This window comes from Pelosinus sp. sgz500959 (assembly GCF_042610375.1).
GTDB lineage: Bacteria > Bacillota > Negativicutes > DSM-13327 > DSM-13327 > CTSoil-075.
Map to the genome: position 1 here is coordinate 16,263 of NZ_JBGJZL010000008.1, position 16,085 is coordinate 32,347.

The 16,085-nt window shown below is 38.8% G+C and carries 19 protein-coding genes; 2 read left to right on the plus strand and 17 right to left on the minus strand.

Annotated features, from left to right (window positions below; genetic code table 11):
* Positions 1-16 precede the first annotated feature (16 nt).
* From ACAN52_RS13325 to ACAN52_RS13390, 14 genes are all read right to left on the minus strand, one after another.
* Positions 17-739, minus strand: coding sequence for a hypothetical protein (locus ACAN52_RS13325; protein ID WP_378955389.1), 723 nt, complete (start codon positions 737-739; stop codon positions 17-19).
* 127 nt (positions 740-866) lie between these two features.
* The gene (locus ACAN52_RS13330; RefSeq protein ID WP_378955390.1) at positions 867-1,166 is read right to left on the minus strand and encodes a hypothetical protein; all 300 of its coding nucleotides are present in this window, start codon (positions 1,164-1,166) and stop codon (positions 867-869) included.
* A 14-nt stretch (positions 1,167-1,180) separates the two neighbouring features.
* Positions 1,181-2,932 carry a hypothetical protein gene (locus ACAN52_RS13335; RefSeq protein WP_378955391.1) on the minus strand — a complete coding sequence of 584 codons (1,752 nt, stop codon included), beginning with the start codon at positions 2,930-2,932 and terminating at the stop codon, positions 1,181-1,183.
* Complete coding sequence (locus ACAN52_RS13340; RefSeq protein WP_378955392.1) at positions 2,919-4,427, minus strand: hypothetical protein; 1,509 nt, start codon at positions 4,425-4,427, stop codon at positions 2,919-2,921. The genes ACAN52_RS13335 and ACAN52_RS13340 overlap by 14 nt, the downstream gene beginning before the upstream one ends.
* Positions 4,428-4,442: 15 nt before the next feature.
* Positions 4,443-5,708 carry a PBSX family phage terminase large subunit gene (locus ACAN52_RS13345; RefSeq protein ID WP_378955393.1) on the minus strand — a complete coding sequence of 422 codons (1,266 nt, stop codon included), beginning with the start codon at positions 5,706-5,708 and terminating at the stop codon, positions 4,443-4,445.
* Positions 5,701-6,600 carry a phage terminase small subunit gene (gene terS, locus ACAN52_RS13350; RefSeq protein ID WP_378955394.1) on the minus strand — a complete coding sequence of 300 codons (900 nt, stop codon included), beginning with the start codon at positions 6,598-6,600 and terminating at the stop codon, positions 5,701-5,703. The genes ACAN52_RS13345 and terS overlap by 8 nt, the downstream gene beginning before the upstream one ends.
* Before the next feature lie 21 nt (positions 6,601-6,621).
* Positions 6,622-6,855, minus strand: coding sequence for a hypothetical protein (locus ACAN52_RS13355; RefSeq protein WP_378955395.1), 234 nt, complete (start codon positions 6,853-6,855; stop codon positions 6,622-6,624).
* A 135-nt stretch (positions 6,856-6,990) separates the two neighbouring features.
* Positions 6,991-7,983, minus strand: a complete 993-nt coding sequence (locus ACAN52_RS13360) for a DNA cytosine methyltransferase (protein ID WP_378955396.1) — start codon at positions 7,981-7,983, stop codon at positions 6,991-6,993.
* Positions 7,961-8,500, minus strand: a complete 540-nt coding sequence (locus ACAN52_RS13365; protein WP_378955397.1) for a ParB/Srx family N-terminal domain-containing protein — start codon at positions 8,498-8,500, stop codon at positions 7,961-7,963. The genes ACAN52_RS13360 and ACAN52_RS13365 overlap by 23 nt, the downstream gene beginning before the upstream one ends.
* Position 8,501: 1 nt before the next feature.
* Positions 8,502-9,884: a site-specific DNA-methyltransferase gene (locus tag ACAN52_RS13370; RefSeq protein WP_378955398.1), complete on the minus strand. Its 1,383-nt coding sequence runs from the start codon at positions 9,882-9,884 to the stop codon at positions 8,502-8,504.
* Positions 9,885-10,159: 275 nt separating this feature from the next.
* On the minus strand, positions 10,160-11,002 hold the full coding sequence (locus tag ACAN52_RS13375; protein ID WP_378955399.1) for a hypothetical protein: 843 nt from the start codon (positions 11,000-11,002) through the stop codon (positions 10,160-10,162).
* 99 nt (positions 11,003-11,101) lie between these two features.
* Positions 11,102-11,803 (minus strand): DUF4145 domain-containing protein, encoded by a 702-nt coding sequence (locus tag ACAN52_RS13380; RefSeq protein ID WP_378955400.1) that lies wholly within the window; start codon positions 11,801-11,803, stop codon positions 11,102-11,104.
* Between the two features lie 169 nt (positions 11,804-11,972).
* Positions 11,973-12,530, minus strand: a complete 558-nt coding sequence (locus tag ACAN52_RS13385; protein WP_378955401.1) for a hypothetical protein — start codon at positions 12,528-12,530, stop codon at positions 11,973-11,975.
* Positions 12,531-12,831: 301 nt separating this feature from the next.
* Complete coding sequence (locus ACAN52_RS13390; protein ID WP_378955402.1) at positions 12,832-14,481, minus strand: DNA cytosine methyltransferase; 1,650 nt, start codon at positions 14,479-14,481, stop codon at positions 12,832-12,834.
* A 245-nt stretch (positions 14,482-14,726) separates the two neighbouring features.
* Between ACAN52_RS13390 and ACAN52_RS13395 the strand changes: the two genes are divergently transcribed.
* Positions 14,727-14,978: a hypothetical protein gene (locus ACAN52_RS13395; RefSeq protein ID WP_378955403.1), complete on the plus strand. Its 252-nt coding sequence runs from the start codon at positions 14,727-14,729 to the stop codon at positions 14,976-14,978.
* Positions 14,979-15,118: 140 nt separating this feature from the next.
* Entirely contained in the window at positions 15,119-15,295 is a 177-nt protein-coding gene (locus ACAN52_RS13400) for a hypothetical protein (RefSeq protein ID WP_378955404.1), read from the plus strand.
* A 63-nt stretch (positions 15,296-15,358) separates the two neighbouring features.
* On the opposite strand, the gene ACAN52_RS13405 is transcribed toward ACAN52_RS13400, so the two are convergent.
* Genes ACAN52_RS13405 through ACAN52_RS13415 form a run of 3 tightly spaced genes read right to left on the minus strand, consistent with a single transcriptional unit; the run spans position 15,359 to position 16,084 of the window.
* Complete coding sequence (locus tag ACAN52_RS13405; RefSeq protein WP_378955405.1) at positions 15,359-15,499, minus strand: hypothetical protein; 141 nt, start codon at positions 15,497-15,499, stop codon at positions 15,359-15,361.
* Positions 15,481-15,825, minus strand: coding sequence for a VRR-NUC domain-containing protein (locus tag ACAN52_RS13410; RefSeq protein ID WP_378955406.1), 345 nt, complete (start codon positions 15,823-15,825; stop codon positions 15,481-15,483). Before ACAN52_RS13410 ends, ACAN52_RS13405 begins: the two co-directional genes overlap by 19 nt.
* A 1-nt stretch (position 15,826) precedes the next feature.
* Complete coding sequence (locus tag ACAN52_RS13415) at positions 15,827-16,084, minus strand: hypothetical protein (RefSeq protein ID WP_378955408.1); 258 nt, start codon at positions 16,082-16,084, stop codon at positions 15,827-15,829.
* Position 16,085 lies beyond the last annotated feature (1 nt).

The window sequence follows — 16,085 nt, forward strand, 5'->3', positions numbered from 1 at the left end:
ATTTTACCTCCAATTTTTATCCGAAATAGATTTCTTGACCTTTGCTTGACGCTTCAACGCCTTTGCTATTTTCAGCAGCTAGGTTTTTAGCAAAATCATTATTTCCACCAGTACTTCCATTACCACCAGCAGAACCACCGCCTGGCGTTTGAGTATTAGAAACAAATTCAGGATTAGCTTTAAGCCACGCTGCCACACCATCATTGATAGCAATCTCACTACCATTTTCATCTGTGAAAGTAAGAGTATCATCATCATTCACTTTGACAGAGTTTTGTAGGAGAGCAATCAGTTTCTCAGGCTTGATAGCTTTGCCAGCAGTAAGGGCTGAAATGATAGCTTGGTTTTTCATAGCATCATGGCGTTTACCACGTTCAGTAGCTAGCAAGGCATCTGCATCGGCCTTATCTTTTTTACGGTCGTTTTCAAGCTTCTGTAAGCGTTTCAATAGTTTTTCATCAGCGCCCTTAGGCTTAGCAGTAGCTAATTCAGTTAAGGCGGTATCCAGATCTTCTATATCATCCTCAATACCTAAATGGTCCTGTAATTTACCAAGACGTTCCGTGGCTGTTTTGAGTTTTGTTTCAGACTCTTTCACTGCAGCCTTAGTGGTTTTCAAGTCATTTTTAGCCTTGGTTAAATCGCCATCCTTAGTGGCGATAATGGCATTAAGAGCATCAACGTATTTTTGACCGTCTTGGAGCTTTCCAAGGGCTTCTAAGAGTTCTTTTAATGGCATTAATTGATTCCTCCTTTATATTTGGACATAAGAAAAACCGCTCACAAATTTGTAGCGGTCTGGTGCGGTTACATCGTACTCACATCCTTTAAGACAATATAAAAACCACCTTAATAATACAAGGTGGTTAATGATTTTTATATTCTATTATAATTTTGTTCGCTAAATCATCCAAGAATAAAATATTAGCATCAGATCTTTCATTTACTTTAATACTATTTCCCTCAAAATCATCATGCCTAAGTTCGAAAGAATGATTTTTAAAATTAAAATTCCAATACCTAGAATAAGGACCATCTAATTTCTTAGATGCAACAGCATGAACCTTGTTTTCTAAGATATTAGCTATTAATTCAAAGTCTTCCCAAGTATTTATATCTTCAAATTCTAGTTCCATTCCTTGGTTATGCTTAATTATTCGCGACATAGTAATCACCGTCCTTATTCTAAACCTAATGATTTATTAACGCTCGATCTCGATTTTTGTGAAGTACTAATTATACTCAACCATATCTCTTCGCCAATAAATCCTTTTTCTAATTGCCTTGCGATTATTTGTTCCCACGTTCGATTCGGATCAGAAACTCTAAGCCCTGCAGTGGCTTCAAGATCAGACATTAAATCTCGGGCTCTATTTCGAATAGCATTTCTTAGTTCAAAAGCTTGCCATGCCTGTTCTTTTATGGATAATGTTGTATCGATAGTATCGGGAATACTTTTTTCTTTCCCAATATACCATTGTCTTGTCTGTAAATTATCAAGTGAATGAATTTGAACATCCTTGTCAATAAATTGCTGAACAGTCTTTTTAAATTTATTCGTATATTTAGGCGCTTCTAAATCCTTTTTACTAATTATACCACTTGCAACGGCTTTATCAAGGTATTCTTTAGTATCATCAGAAAAAAGTTGCAACTCAAAATCCTTCGCAGAAAGTCTTGATTCACACTTACCAAACCCGTTATGATTACGTGCTAACATCGTCCAATTATCACCATCATAAACATTGTTACCGCCTACGCCTAATAATAGTTTTCTCTTATCATCTGGTAAACTATCAATATACTTACTAGCTTTACTTGGATCAAATTTTGCTGCATGAGGTAGATCGCCATTATACACCTTAAGTAAAGAGCACATGCAATGTGGATGAACAGGTATACTCGGCGCCTTATCTTTAGGAAATACACCTTTGCCAAGTCCAAAATCAGCATTAGCGTACACATCGCAAATATCAAACGGTAAATGCTTATGACGGCTTGATAAAACCCACTTATAAGCTACAATATCAGGATTATCATGATTCTGAGCAATAAATCCATCAAACCACGCCCGGGCACTCTCAGTCCTTGCGATTCTCTCGGCATGATACCTGGTGCGTTCTTCAATTGCTACTCTCGCAGCTTTGTCTAATGCTTTATTATTAACATCAGCAATAGCCTGATTTAAATCAGCAACGGAATCAAGCCCCTGTTTTTTCAATTTGCGCTTTAGAGTCTCTATTTTTTTAGGATCCATAGTACTATTGCCCAGTGCCTTAGATGCTTCGACCATAAGCCTATATCCATCTTTCTGTGCTAACGTAGGAGTACCATTTCGGGCCAGCTTATTCAATTGTTGCTCAACCTGTTTCAGAGTTCTTTCAAATTCTTTGTAAGATGAAACATCGCCCTGTGCTACACCCCTAGCTGCCTTTCTAAGATTGTCCAGATACTTCGGTAATTCTGCCTTAGTAATCACCTCATCCGCGCCATACCCATCATATAGCGTTCTGGCCATCTCAACACATGTATCTTGTTTACGCATGGATGCAGATACAGTGTCGACGATGTCTGTGCGCATTTGTTTACTGGTACCGTGGAGACGATCAGATAACTTCATGCCATCGCCCGCCCATGAATCCTTAAGTAATTTTGCTTTGATATTACCAGGATTAGCTACGATCTCAGGAAGAATGCCATATCCAGCACAAGCAGCCATATAAATAGCATCAATCGTGGCCGTATTGTTGGCAACAAAAAAACCAGTACTATTCAAAGCCTTATCGATGGCCTGATTGACTGGCATACCGCTTTGTATGTTTTTTAGGGCTTCATTAGCTAGTTTTTTTGCATCGTTAACAAGCGAGAGTGAATATGATGCCAATACTTCCTCAAGTTTAGCCCGGTACCTGCTTTCATTAATACTGGGCATTAGCTGTCACCGGTACTGATGGTGCTTCTGCATTTTTCTGAGCATCGACCATTTGACCAGCCCTACCCTCATCAAGTCCGAAGAATGCCATTAACATCAGTTTTGCGGTTTCAGGGGCCAGAGTCTTAGCCGCCACTGCAAGAAGGACCTCAACTGCAGACGTGACTTGCGCACCATTGAAGCTATATGTTTCATCTTGGCCACGAGATTCAATATCCTTAACTACAGCATCAAACTGCTCTTCTGGTATATCATTAAGATATACCGACACAGCCCTTTTCTTGACTTCCGTATTAAATTTACTACCTATATTTAAACCTAATGCAGTACTGATATTATCTAACTCTCCTGTCACATCAACAATACCAAAGTCATCCGAGTATTTAACATTATAATTAAGTTTTGATGAAGTCAACAACTCAAAGATTTCTGCTATTTGACGCTCGGCACCTTCGCAATTCAGAGCCATATCTACCAAGCATTGATTAGCTTGCTGAAAGTCCCACGCTTTGGCTACACCAGATGTTTTTTGTTGAACACCTGTAACATGACTCAATTCAGCCATGCGATAGATTTCTTGGATTAGATCTTGTCTTTCATCTCTTAATTGTTGCAGAGGATCGGAAGATGGAGCAATAAATTCAGGTTTATTCGAGAGCTGCCCATCATATGACATTACATTCTCGGTACCAACAGTAATTTCTTTAACTTCAATCTGTGTTTGTCCTTCCCCAGCTGGATATGTGAGGATATTAAAAGCCTGATTGCGAATCAATTCATCAATCTCACTACAAAGATTAAAGAGTCGCTTATTAGTCCTAGCAATATTATAAAACTCAGACTGAGGTTTAATATTTCCATTATCCATGGCCTTGGAAAACAATGGTACAACTGGCAATCTACCTATAAAGTTTTTACCTTCTTTGGTTTCTTTACCCCACATTTTCCAAGTTGTTTCAGTCCATTCCCAAGTAGTAATCGACTTATTTTCATTGATGTTTTCCTCACCAGCTACCTCATATGTGATGCTAATCAACTTGCCCTTGCTATTTGTCGTATAGTTGGTTACTTGCTCAGGTTTTACTATATAGACATAAGGCAGAGTACGCTGAGTTATAGCATCTGCAAGGGTGTTTGGTTGATTGGCTACATTATCAATTATAATAAAAGCTACCGCATACAATTTGGCATTCAATGCAGCACGTTTCATGAACCGACTTAAATTTGTACCCATGGTATCAGAATCTTGTACAAAGATTGAAAATAAATCGTTTGCTGCCCATTCCCTTGACGGCTCTGTACGGAATATAGGATCAACATGAGAATTAACCGTAGCAGCAGTGTAATTAAGATAATAGCTGAGCTCTTTACGCTGATTATACTTTTCTGGAGTTTCCCTAGGATGCGGAACCAAATAATTCCCGTCTTTAAATCCACCTGTACCATAATAAGCATCAGTTAAGAATTTATAATCTTGCTTTTGAAATAGGTCCACAAAAAAAATCACCTCCTATGTTCTTGCGGATACTGCCTGGAATCTGGTGTAATAGGTGAAAAGGAAGTATCTTATCATATCCATCGCATGGTCATTTTGCTTTAAAGGTTCATCTTCGCCAACTTCCTGAGCCTTTACATTCCATACATAGGATACAAATTCTTTTATAGCAGCAACACATAATCGATCAACAAAAAAACGTCCTGTACTCAAACATGTTGAGACAAAACGTATTCCTGTAAGTACATCATTTTTAGCTGTTACCACTTTGTAACCACGTTTCCTGAGTTCAGCAATGAAAGATGCTGCACTCGGATCCACATATATGATAGCTGGTTTAATATCGCCAATCCACTCCTCAAAATCATCAGCATACTCACTGTCTGTTTTCTGCTTACCTTTTTTAGCGCTATCATACCAATATTGTCTAACCATATATGACGTATTACCATCAATACCGAATAAACCAAATGTACAGGGATTCGCTGTACCATAATCGACTGATACCGCATATTTACTGTAAGTTGTATTTGCATAATCACCTACATGTACCTTTTCACTAAACATATCGTAAATGATACCTTCTGCCATGACCCATAGACCACGTATATACCGATCAAAAAATACTCCCGTGTACATACGATGATAACGCTCTTTAATTTTTTTACTCAACGAGAGGTTATCATCCATGGTGAAGTGCAGATGCAAACCAATTTTATCAGCTATCATATCGATATAATTAACTTTAAACCAGTGATAAGGTCCTGCAGGATTGCAGTTGAACCATAGCTTTGATCCTTCTATACTACAACGAGCAGTGGCCTGATTGACAAAACTCTCAGGCATCAATGCTACTTCATCAAAGAACATACCGGCTAGAGTGATACCCTGGATAAGATCCTGCGACCGTTCATCTTTACCGCCAAAAATATAAAAATAATTAACTTTTCTACCTTTACGAACTTCAAACATATTCTCGGCACGATGTTCTTTAACACGATATTTCATGGCCTTTAGCATACGTTTAAGAGGATTCAGCACATTACGTCTAAAAGAACCTATCGTCTTACCAGCCATACCTAGGTTTTCTTGATCAAAAGTATCTGTGGCCCACATGATATATGATAGTGACATGGATATTGTTTTACCAGACCGTACAGCCCCATCAGCAATGATCATATCATAATCACAATATGGTGAGTTTGGCAGCCACCAGGTAAGTACTTTAAGTTGCTTATCGGAAAAGGGCTTAAATTTGAATGATGTAATTTTATTACTCATTGTCCCACACTTCTTGTACTTTGCCAGATAATGCATCTAGGAAATTATTGCTGTTATCTTCCTCTGGATCATCGGCCCCAGTGAGTTTGGCAATTTCAGCTTTTAACTTTTCAATTTCCAAACGTTGCCTTTCCTCGGATCTATTAGTAATTTCAACACTATTTTTAAGTGTCAGTAATCGTGTTTTTTTCTCCTGCACCCGGGTAAGTGCTTCTTCAACTTTTAAAATATCGTCAATTTTACGATACTCAGTCTCAGTAACCTCAGTAATTACAAGCCTGGCTTCAGGTACTACTACAACTTTACTCTTACCAGTCTTCTCATCGTATACTTCGATCGGATTTTTCTCTACATGTAATTCATGTAATACCTTGCGTTCCTTTTCAGTTAAACCATCAATTAACTTTTTTATGCGCTCCATCATCCGACGTTCACGCAAGGTAATTAGTCGAATATCTCCTTCAATTTGAGCTAGAGTATCCGTATTAATTGTATTACAAAGTATCTGCTCTTCTTCGGTAAGACAATCAAACCAGATGCTTTCATACTCACCAGTGGTTACCGCATTCTTATTAGCGAAAGGACCACCATTCCCACCCTTATTGCCAAGAGCATTTCTATTGCCCTTTGGAGCGCCATGACCTTTGGCATTTTGGCTACCTTTGGGAGCGCCACGTTTAGGAGCGCTCCTATTAGAGTTTAGGAGCGCTCCTTTATTTGAATCGGAGCGCTCCTTTATTTTTTCATCCCACTTATCTTCTGTTTTCCACTTTCGGATACGCGAATCTGGAATTCCAATTTCATCAGCAATATCCTTTAACCTTGCTGTACCGTCACTCCCTCTCCAGATTTTAAAAGCCCTGTCCCTATCAGGATTTCTAGGTCTCGCCATGTTACATATCACCCACCTCCACTACAAGTCATCACGCTGAAGTTCTATATCAAGCTCAATCAGCTTTTTAAGATCATCAACGCTATTGATCTGTATTGCACCTTTTTGAAAGTCACTTATCCATCGGGCAATTCCAGCCTGTACAATCTTCCGGTACTTTGCTTTTGACTCTTGAATACCTTCACAAATAGTAGCCTGATGTTGTAATAGTAAACTTTTTTTACCATTTATAGAACATTTGTTTGTTTTATTCATTGCCGACACCCCCATCCATGGTTTAAAATGGATATGAGATAGTAGCCCGTTAAATCTGTGGCCACAGTGTAGCCTACTATCTCCTGCTGGGAGTGCCCAGAGAAGACGGATGTTAGCGCATCCGTCTTTTGTCATTTATTGAACCTTTAAAAGAATATTATTGTAAATGTACCTTGCTACAGCTTCCATAAGTTTTGGTGGCACGCAATTCCCCATTCTTACGATACCGGATGTTCGGTCCACAAATTTGAAATCATCTGGGAACGAAGAAATCCTTTTAGCTTCAGCTAATGATATATACCGTTCACGATCAGGATGGATTAGGCCAGATGTGCTTATTTCGGATTTTACGAGCGTTTTACAAACCCTGTCCCATCCTATCCAATGAGTTGATATAGAGCTAGCTAAATTACCTTTAACATGCTTATAGACATTAATATCAGACTTCCATTTGTCAGGCTGTAGCTTAGCCATTTTTAAAAGCATATTCCCCAACATTCTATCATCAGGATTATTTCCTCGAAGATCGTAACAAGCTTCTCGGAAAGTAATCGGTCTAACTTGAGGCTTTGGATGACTTGGCCGCATATCAAGATCATTTCTGACACCAATAAATATCATCCTTTGCCGCGACTGCGGAACCCCAAAATACATGGAATTCATCAGTCTTGCTGATACTTGATATTCAGATGCTTTGAGTTCTCGCATAATGTCAGCAAAAATTAATTTCATTTTGCCTTTGACCATGCCAGAAACATTCTCCATAACAAATACTTTAGGTTTCAAACCTTGCAAAAGTCTCACATATTCACGGAATAATTGATTCCGTGAATCATACAATTCTCTTTTACCAGCAGAACTGAAACCTTGGCACGGTGGGCTACCATCAAATATATCAAGTTCGCCGACTTTTAAGCTGGTCCTTTGCAATACTTCGGCAACTGAAAGCTTAGCAATATCACCATGATAAATATCCGTACTGTAATGATTCATTCGATATGTTTCAACCGCATTATCATCCCATTCAACAGCCAACAACACTTTGCCACCTGCCAACTTATAGCCCAACGAACTGCCACCACATCCTGCAAAAGTTGATACTACTTTAAACAGGGAATTCTTCACCACAATGCGGACACACCACCTTCTTGACGTCCTTTTCAATAGATTCGTCATATTCCTTAAACTCTTGATCAGGAACTCCAAATTCAATGACAAGTTTTTCTAGGTCGGCATCAGTAAAGCCGGTTAAGTCCATATCTAATTTCGTTTCCCTTAATTCATCAAGTAGTTCTTTTAGCATTGTAGGGTTCATATTCGATAATTCAGATAGACGATTATCTGCAACTAGATCTGCCCATTCATCGGCTTCATTTTCATAATCTTGTTTATCAATAGGAACCTCAGTAACACCTAAACTCAAGGCGGCTAATAAACGTCCATAACCTCTTACTATAAACCCTGACTGATTACTAACGGTTATTGGCAACCGCCAGCCTTGATGTTTTATGATCTTGACTAATAGCTCAATTTGCTTCTCAGGGTGCTGATTAGGATTACGTGGATTCGGTGTTAAAGTTGTAATATCAGCAATTTCACTGTAAGAACAATGCACTGGTACTCCACTTGCATGAATAATATCCAAATTAATTACTTCCTTTCACTAAAACTGCCTTTTGACCAGTAAATTCTTCCCAACGGCGAATGATTACATCACAATATACTGGATCTAATTCCATTGTCCTACATTCACGATTAGTCTGCTCGGTGGCCATTAAGGTACTGCCAGAGCCACCGAAGAAATCTGCAACGATCTCACCAGGCTTGCTACTATTTTGGATTGCCTTAGCACAAAGTCCTATAGGTTTCATCGTTGGATGCTCACCATTACGCAATGGCCTTTCAAATCGCCAGACAGTGGCATCCTCATCCGTGCCTGTATGAAGGATCTCAAAACTCGGGACTTTTAATACAACGGTGCTAATACCTGAAGTAATAGTAATCACAGTACTTTCACCAGCTTGCTGTATTACTATAGGCATATCATCTTCAATTACGGTACTCTGTTTACGGCCACCATACCACTTATGAGCTGCGCCTGGTTTCCATCCGTATAAAATCGGTTCATGGCGCCATTGATAATCTTGGCGGCCAAGCACAAACTGATTCTTCACCCAAATAAGACACTGTTTAAATAGCCAACCTGCATCCTGGAGAGCTCCGCGAAAATTACTCCCCTCTGAATCGGCATGACATACGTATATGGCACCACCCGGCTCTGTCACCGTAATCATTGATGTAAAAGCATTATGAAGGAATTGCTTAAACCTTTCTGCCGGCATATTATCATTTTTGATGGTTAGCTTATCGGCTGTCCCGCCTTCATATGCGACATTGTAAGGCGGATCCGTAAATACCATGGCCGCCAACTTACCATCCATGAGTTTCTCAATATCGGCAATCATCGTAGCATCGCCACACATCAAACGATGCTGACCAAGCTGCCATACATCACCCGGCTTTGTTATAGGTTCCTTTATCTCTGCTACGGCTGCAGCCGCGTCGAAGTTATCTTCTTTGACTTTTGCAATATTAAAGTCAGCAAGAAGATTATCGATTTGTTTATCTGTAAATCCAGTAAGGTCCATATCGATATCGCCTAAGTTTATTTCAAAGAGCAAACTGGCCAGTAGATTATCATCTATTTGGGATAATTCAGCTATGCGGTTGTCAGCGATCAGATCAGCCCACTCTTCAGCTTCACTGGCATAATCCTGTCGATCAACCGGTACCTGAGACACGCCAAGTAATTGAGCTGCCAGTAGTCGCCCATGACCACGTACAACAAAACCAGAGCGGTTGCTCACTGTAATGGGAGCACGCCAGCCCTGGTTTTTGATTATCTTGGCTAGTAATTCGATTTGTTTTTGTGGGTGTGTATTTGGATTCTTTGGATTTGGTATTAGTGTTGTAATGTCTGCTAGGTCGTTGTAGGTACAGTGTATCTTTATATTATCGGTTATTGGCATTTCTTTTCTCCTTCTTGGGTATTATTCTGTCTTTGCACTTGGCTGAAAGTAAATTAAAACTTGAGCGCATGCACTCGTTACTGAGGTTGCAAGCGCAGTCTGTGTGGCATTTCACGTGTATCACGCTCCTATTTTTTTATATTAAAAAACAGCACTTACCGTACTTTTTAGTACAGCAGTGCTGTTGATGGCTGATTTTATTGGGTTTATGGGTGGATTGCATTTGTACTAATTCGTATATGCTTGTCCAGAAATAATACGGATCATAAGAAAATTTATCCCTTTATTATACCTTCCATGCTCTCTTTAAGTTCATTAAGATGAGTTACACGTTCCATATTTGCATTTTGACTCAAATTATACGTTCGATCTTCTTTAAAACGTGATTGTAAATACGTAAGTTCTACAAACCAATCTATTACTGCATTAAATTCGTCAGAAGAAAAATCAATTTCTCCCACATACTGTCTCCATTGTGGATCATAAATTATATGTTCATATTGAAAATATGTTCTATTTTTAATAATTTTATTATGTAAATCTAAAGTAAATTTTAATTGTTTTATTAATAAATTACGACAAATCTTCTCTCGTTGTTCCTCATTTAATTGATTATTAATTTTTGCCCCTTTTATACCACCTAAATAACTACCATAACCACTAGCCAATCCGCCAGCAATTGCACCAAGCAACGAAAATAATAATCCGAAAATAAGACCTTGCACAGCAGGATCATTTTTTACCCAATACCAGTTCCACGCCAAAACAAATAACGCTAAACAAAAAAATATTACTACCGACGCTATTAAATTACTAAACTTTTTATTCATATAACTTTTTCCTTTTTCTTTTTCTTTTTGTTCGGTAAAAAAAAGTTCAATGGATTCAGCCCATTTTATAGGCATCATAAAGATTATCGTACATAACATACAAGCACTAAGAACTGACGATAAGCTCTTCATACTTGATAATATCTGAATAACAGCACCTATAGTTAATATAATCACACTACAAACCTTAATCTTAACTTTATTTATACTAGTATTAAGCGCAACCATCGCGCCTAAATAGAACATAATATTAGCGAAATCAGATACATCGAAACTAGATAAATCCATATTTCCCTCCCTTTTTTAGTCTAATCTTGTATATTGATCGAAAAAAAATTCGCGCGATAATAGAAACCTCCATCACTAAACGCCTCAACCTTTGAAATCTTAGGTAGATAAATCTGTAATTTCCACCTTGGTTACATCTGTTTCAGGTTTTGTTTTTTCTTTATCAATATCTGACTGAATTTCAGCAAGTTTACTTGGAAGTACATAGACATAGTCCAGTATAATTTCAGTAAACTCAATCATTGAAGATACTAACTCTGGTGGAAAATCTTTATCTCCTGCATGAGCAGCATCATTACCTAATGTTCTTAACACTGAGGCCATTTTATCTAATATAGGTGGAAGGACTCCCCTTTTGCCTAGAGCTGTCAATTTTTCGTATAGATTCCCTTTTATTTCTCCTTCTTCTTTACACATCATTTCTAATGTTCGTCTTATTGATAAAGCACAAATTGCCCCATCAAGATGTCTTACTTTCAGAGCGGCTTCAAATGCATTTTTAATCGGCAACGGAACAGCATGCGATTTTGATATTGTAGTTGGGTATATTATTTCATATACTATCTTAGGATAACTACTATAGGTTTCCCATTGAGCTAGCTCAAGAGTGACATTATGGCATACGGGACAAAAATATAAATTCCATATATCATAACTTATACCTAAAAGTTCTTGCTGATTAGAATACTCACAATTTGTCCAGTCTTCTACTTTATTTTCGTAACTAGCGACTTTATTCATCAAAGTTTTATTTCCGCAAGAGATGCATAACAGTACTTTATTAAATTCATCTTTTTCCAACCAATTTATTCTCCTTTTACCATTTCCTACATACTTCGGCAAAAGGTAATAAATTCCTGCAACACAAAAGCCACCCTCTCAGGCGGCTCAAACTTTCTCTATCGTAAAATCATTATAGCACCTATTTGTGCACAGTAAAAGTGCATCATTTGTGCACCGCAAATGTGCATTAACTAACCGCCTGAGCTCCATATAATTTAACTGCAATTTTCCGGATCAGTTTACTTTTATTTCTCCGCACAGTGCTTGCATCACAAGAAATGTCCTCAGCTATCTCTTCATCAGACTTACCTTCAAAATATTTCATTCTGATGACATTATAATATTCATCTTCCTGCACCGCTTCTAAAGCAAAATCAATCTCATCAATCTCAGTCTGATCACGATAGATCTTCTTTTGCAGAATCATAACTCTAGCTTCCTGAATCTCATCAGCACTGAGCCTAGTTCCACCGCCATGGGTACTGTAGAAGACAATATCTTTTGACCGACCACTAACCCCTTCCTTTCCTAAATCATCGATATCTAAATTGTATTTAATAATGTTGCGTATAAGCTCTGGATAAGCGTACAGACGTATTTCAGTTTGCTTGAACAAATTTTTAGCTTCACTCTTTCCTTTTTCCACTCCAAGTAGCATAGTAGCATTTACTGCTTTAGCTACAGCCTGTTCAATTAACTTATTTATATTTACTGATTTCTCTACTTTTACTGCTATTTCTGCCATCTCTCATACCCCCACAAAATCAATTATTATTAAACGCGGAAATAAGGAGGTCTCAGCCTCCCTTTTTATAAATTATTTAACTATTTTATTGGCTGCTATTTTGGCGTTAGATGAAGGTTTAAATCTCCACGCCCTGACTAACCTCTTACTTTTATTTAAAATAGTAGGAAACGAAATTATTAATAATCCAAGTATAAATGTTGTGTTATCATCCATCTACTCGCACACCTCCGCTAGATTTTTTGAAATCAAAGGAATAATTACTTACTACTGCACCGACTATATATATTGCCAGTAACAGCTACGCCCTCTTCTTAGCAGGTACTTCGTCGTAACTATCACATAGCTCTGGCAAGTTAGCCCTCACAAGACTTTCCGCAAAAGGTGGAGGTACTGCATTACCACACCGAGCAACCTGTGCCGACTTAGATTGCTTTTTACCGTCACAATCTCGGTCAATGATGTAATCCTTTGGGAACCCTTGTGCTGCAAAAAGTTCATGTGGCTCTAGCATCCTCATGCCGATATCTACTATTTGATAATCTTGGCCTTTGATAGTTACTAGTCCAAATCGGTCTTTAGTGGTAACAGTATGTATTGGCTCGTTCAATGATTGACCTTCGCCAGTTCCGTAGTATTTTAAAAGAAACGCCCTAACCTCTCCTATATGCTGACCACTACTTGTTATTGTCGGTACAGGAGCAGTCACCTTGCTACCAGTACTAGTGCCGTAAAATGCTGTTAAGAAACTAGCTACTAATGCATATCTTGGTGAAGCGTCTACTACCATCAGAGGTTTTTCAAGAGCCTGTCCTCTAACCTCTTTACCTGATTGTTCGCCATGATACTGGATTAATGTTGGGGCTACTAGAAACTGTTGATTACCTGTCGTAATAGTTTTTATTGGATCATCAACTTTACTTCCTGGGTGTCCTGTCGTATTAACCATCAGTGTAGGTGTAATTAATAAATGTTCTGCCTTGGTAACTACAGTTGTTAAAGGGTCTTGAATGTCATATTGCAGCCTATCCCCACCAAAACCAGTCTGCCCGATTCTCGTAATATATGGAGTAACAATTCCCCATCCATTCTTAGCCGTGATAGTTTGCAAAGGATTATTAATACTCTGTGCTCTAAAAACCTCACCCTGATGATTAACCTTAATAACAAACGGATCAGGACTATCTATAACAAACCTCTGAATGCCCCGGGCAATTCTTCTCATGGTATTTTCGGCTAATGGCTTTTTTCGCTCAAATATACTAGGGCACGGTAAAGACCAATCAATTATTTCAGCAGCTGTTCTCCACGGTTTTAACTTACCTGATTTGACTTCTTCACTTTTAGGATCACCATGTGTAGCTTTAGGCCATACAATCTGCTGACCATCACACCTAGCAATCAAGAATAATCTTTTCCGTATTGTAGGGGCTCCATAATCACAAGCTTTTAACTCTCGCCAATCTACCTGGTATCCTTGGCGTTTGAGAGCATTTACAAAACACTGAAAGGTTCTGCCTTTTTGTTTAGTATCAGGCATCCCATTTTTAAGTAACGGGCCCCATGTTTTAAATTCCTCAACATTTTCTAGCATAATTACTCTTGGCTTTACGACTGCTGCCCATCTAATTGCTACCCATGCCAATCCACGAATTTTCTTTTCAACTGGCTTTCCACCCTTTGCTTTACTAAAATGCTTACAATCCGGCGAGAACCAACATAAGGCTACTGGTCTGCCGCCTGTAACAGTCAGTGGGTTAATATCCCAAACTGACTCTTGGTAATGCTCTGTATCTGGATGATTGATCTTATGCATGGCAATCGCAGAAGGATCATGATTAATTGCTACATCAACGCTACGTCCTATCGCTACACTGATACCTGTACTAGCTCCACCACCGCCAGCAAAGTTATCTATAATTATTTCTCGAAATAACGAAACTTGCTTCATTTCTTCTCACCTCACATTATTTAAGTTCGTTTCCCCTCTATCCGAGGTATATTTACTGTAAATATGGAAATAATAACCTTACTCCTAGTTTTTAGACCATCATTCCTCTCCCATTTTAGCTCTCCTCTTGTGGAGGGCTCTTTTTTATGATCTCGTATTCTACACTTGGCAATAGATCAATCACTCTTATTTACCATAGTTCATATTATGTATAAAAGATGTAAATCAGGAGGTGATATTAAAATATGGATCGCCGCAAGTGGGAGGACCCTGAAATTGAAGATTGGTCAGATGAGCCAGAGTTCAGATCAGAAGAAGATCGACAATTATTTTTAGGCTTTGGTTTTGGTTTTGGTTGTTCTCCTCGTCATTTTTGCTGGCCACGACAAGGTTGTTGGCCTAGGCAAGGTTGTTGGCCTAGGCAGGGTTGCTGGCCTAGACAGGGTTGCTGGCCTAGACAAGGTTGTTGGCCTAGACAGGGTTGTTGGCCACGCTAACTTCTTCCAATCTTTTTCATGTTTATAAAAGGCTTTCGGGCCTTTTTTTTGCATATTTAATAGCAATTGATAATTGGTTAACTAACTCACCAACATTAATCATCAACTTCTGGATAAGCTACTATCAGGAGGTGATTTTCATGAATACAGTAAGTGGCTCGTTTGGTGGCTATAAAATGCCCGCCGAAAAAGATATAGTACATAAGCAAAAAATCGTAGGTAATTCTAAAAATGTCACTTTGGGTGATCCAAAAGATTTTTCAAACCGTAGAAGTGACAGGACTACTAATACGCAAATGAAACCTCAAAGACCTTAATAAAAATGGCTGTTCTTTGGAGCAGCCATTTTCCCACCCCACCTTTACCTCAATTTAGACTTCTTACTTCCCAACAACCGCATAAGTCCGACCACCCAACAACGTAACCATCCCAAGAACTTGCCACTTACGCCCTAAGAAGAATCTAAGCTTTCTGATCGGAATCTGCTCAAACTTTTTCATGATCACACCACCTTCTTGCAAAGTAATTTCACATCATCTACCGACCTCGCCACCAGATAAACGCCACCATGCCGCTCAACATCATCCCTAAATCGCTCCTGATGCTCCGAAAGCACACCCTTAGGAGTCTTAACCTCAATCCACACCTGCCGACCATCCTTAATCGCATAAAGATCAGCGATCCCCTTATAACTACCAAGACTCTGATGAATCTTAACTACAAACCAACCATGCCATTCAAGATGCAGCTTAATACTCTTTTGGATCTCACTTTCTTTTGAGCCAGATGGTCTTTTATTTTTCTGCTTCTGACAGATTAAATTAAATTCAGCTTCACTTATTCGCATCCTACACCCCTGTCTCATACATAACAGTCGAAAAATTAGCCACCGGTACCACGGATGAAAATACAAGCAACTCCCCACGTTGATTTTTAATCACTCGAAATGGCTTACGATATTGCTCTGACATCCGTTCAGCAATACTCATCAGCCTGCGCAACTCTGGACTAATATCTACTTTCTTCTCTTGTTTACGTTGTTGACAGTGAGAACAAATCCCCTCTGCATCAGCTGTTAACCGACCGCAGTATATGCATGGCCCCATG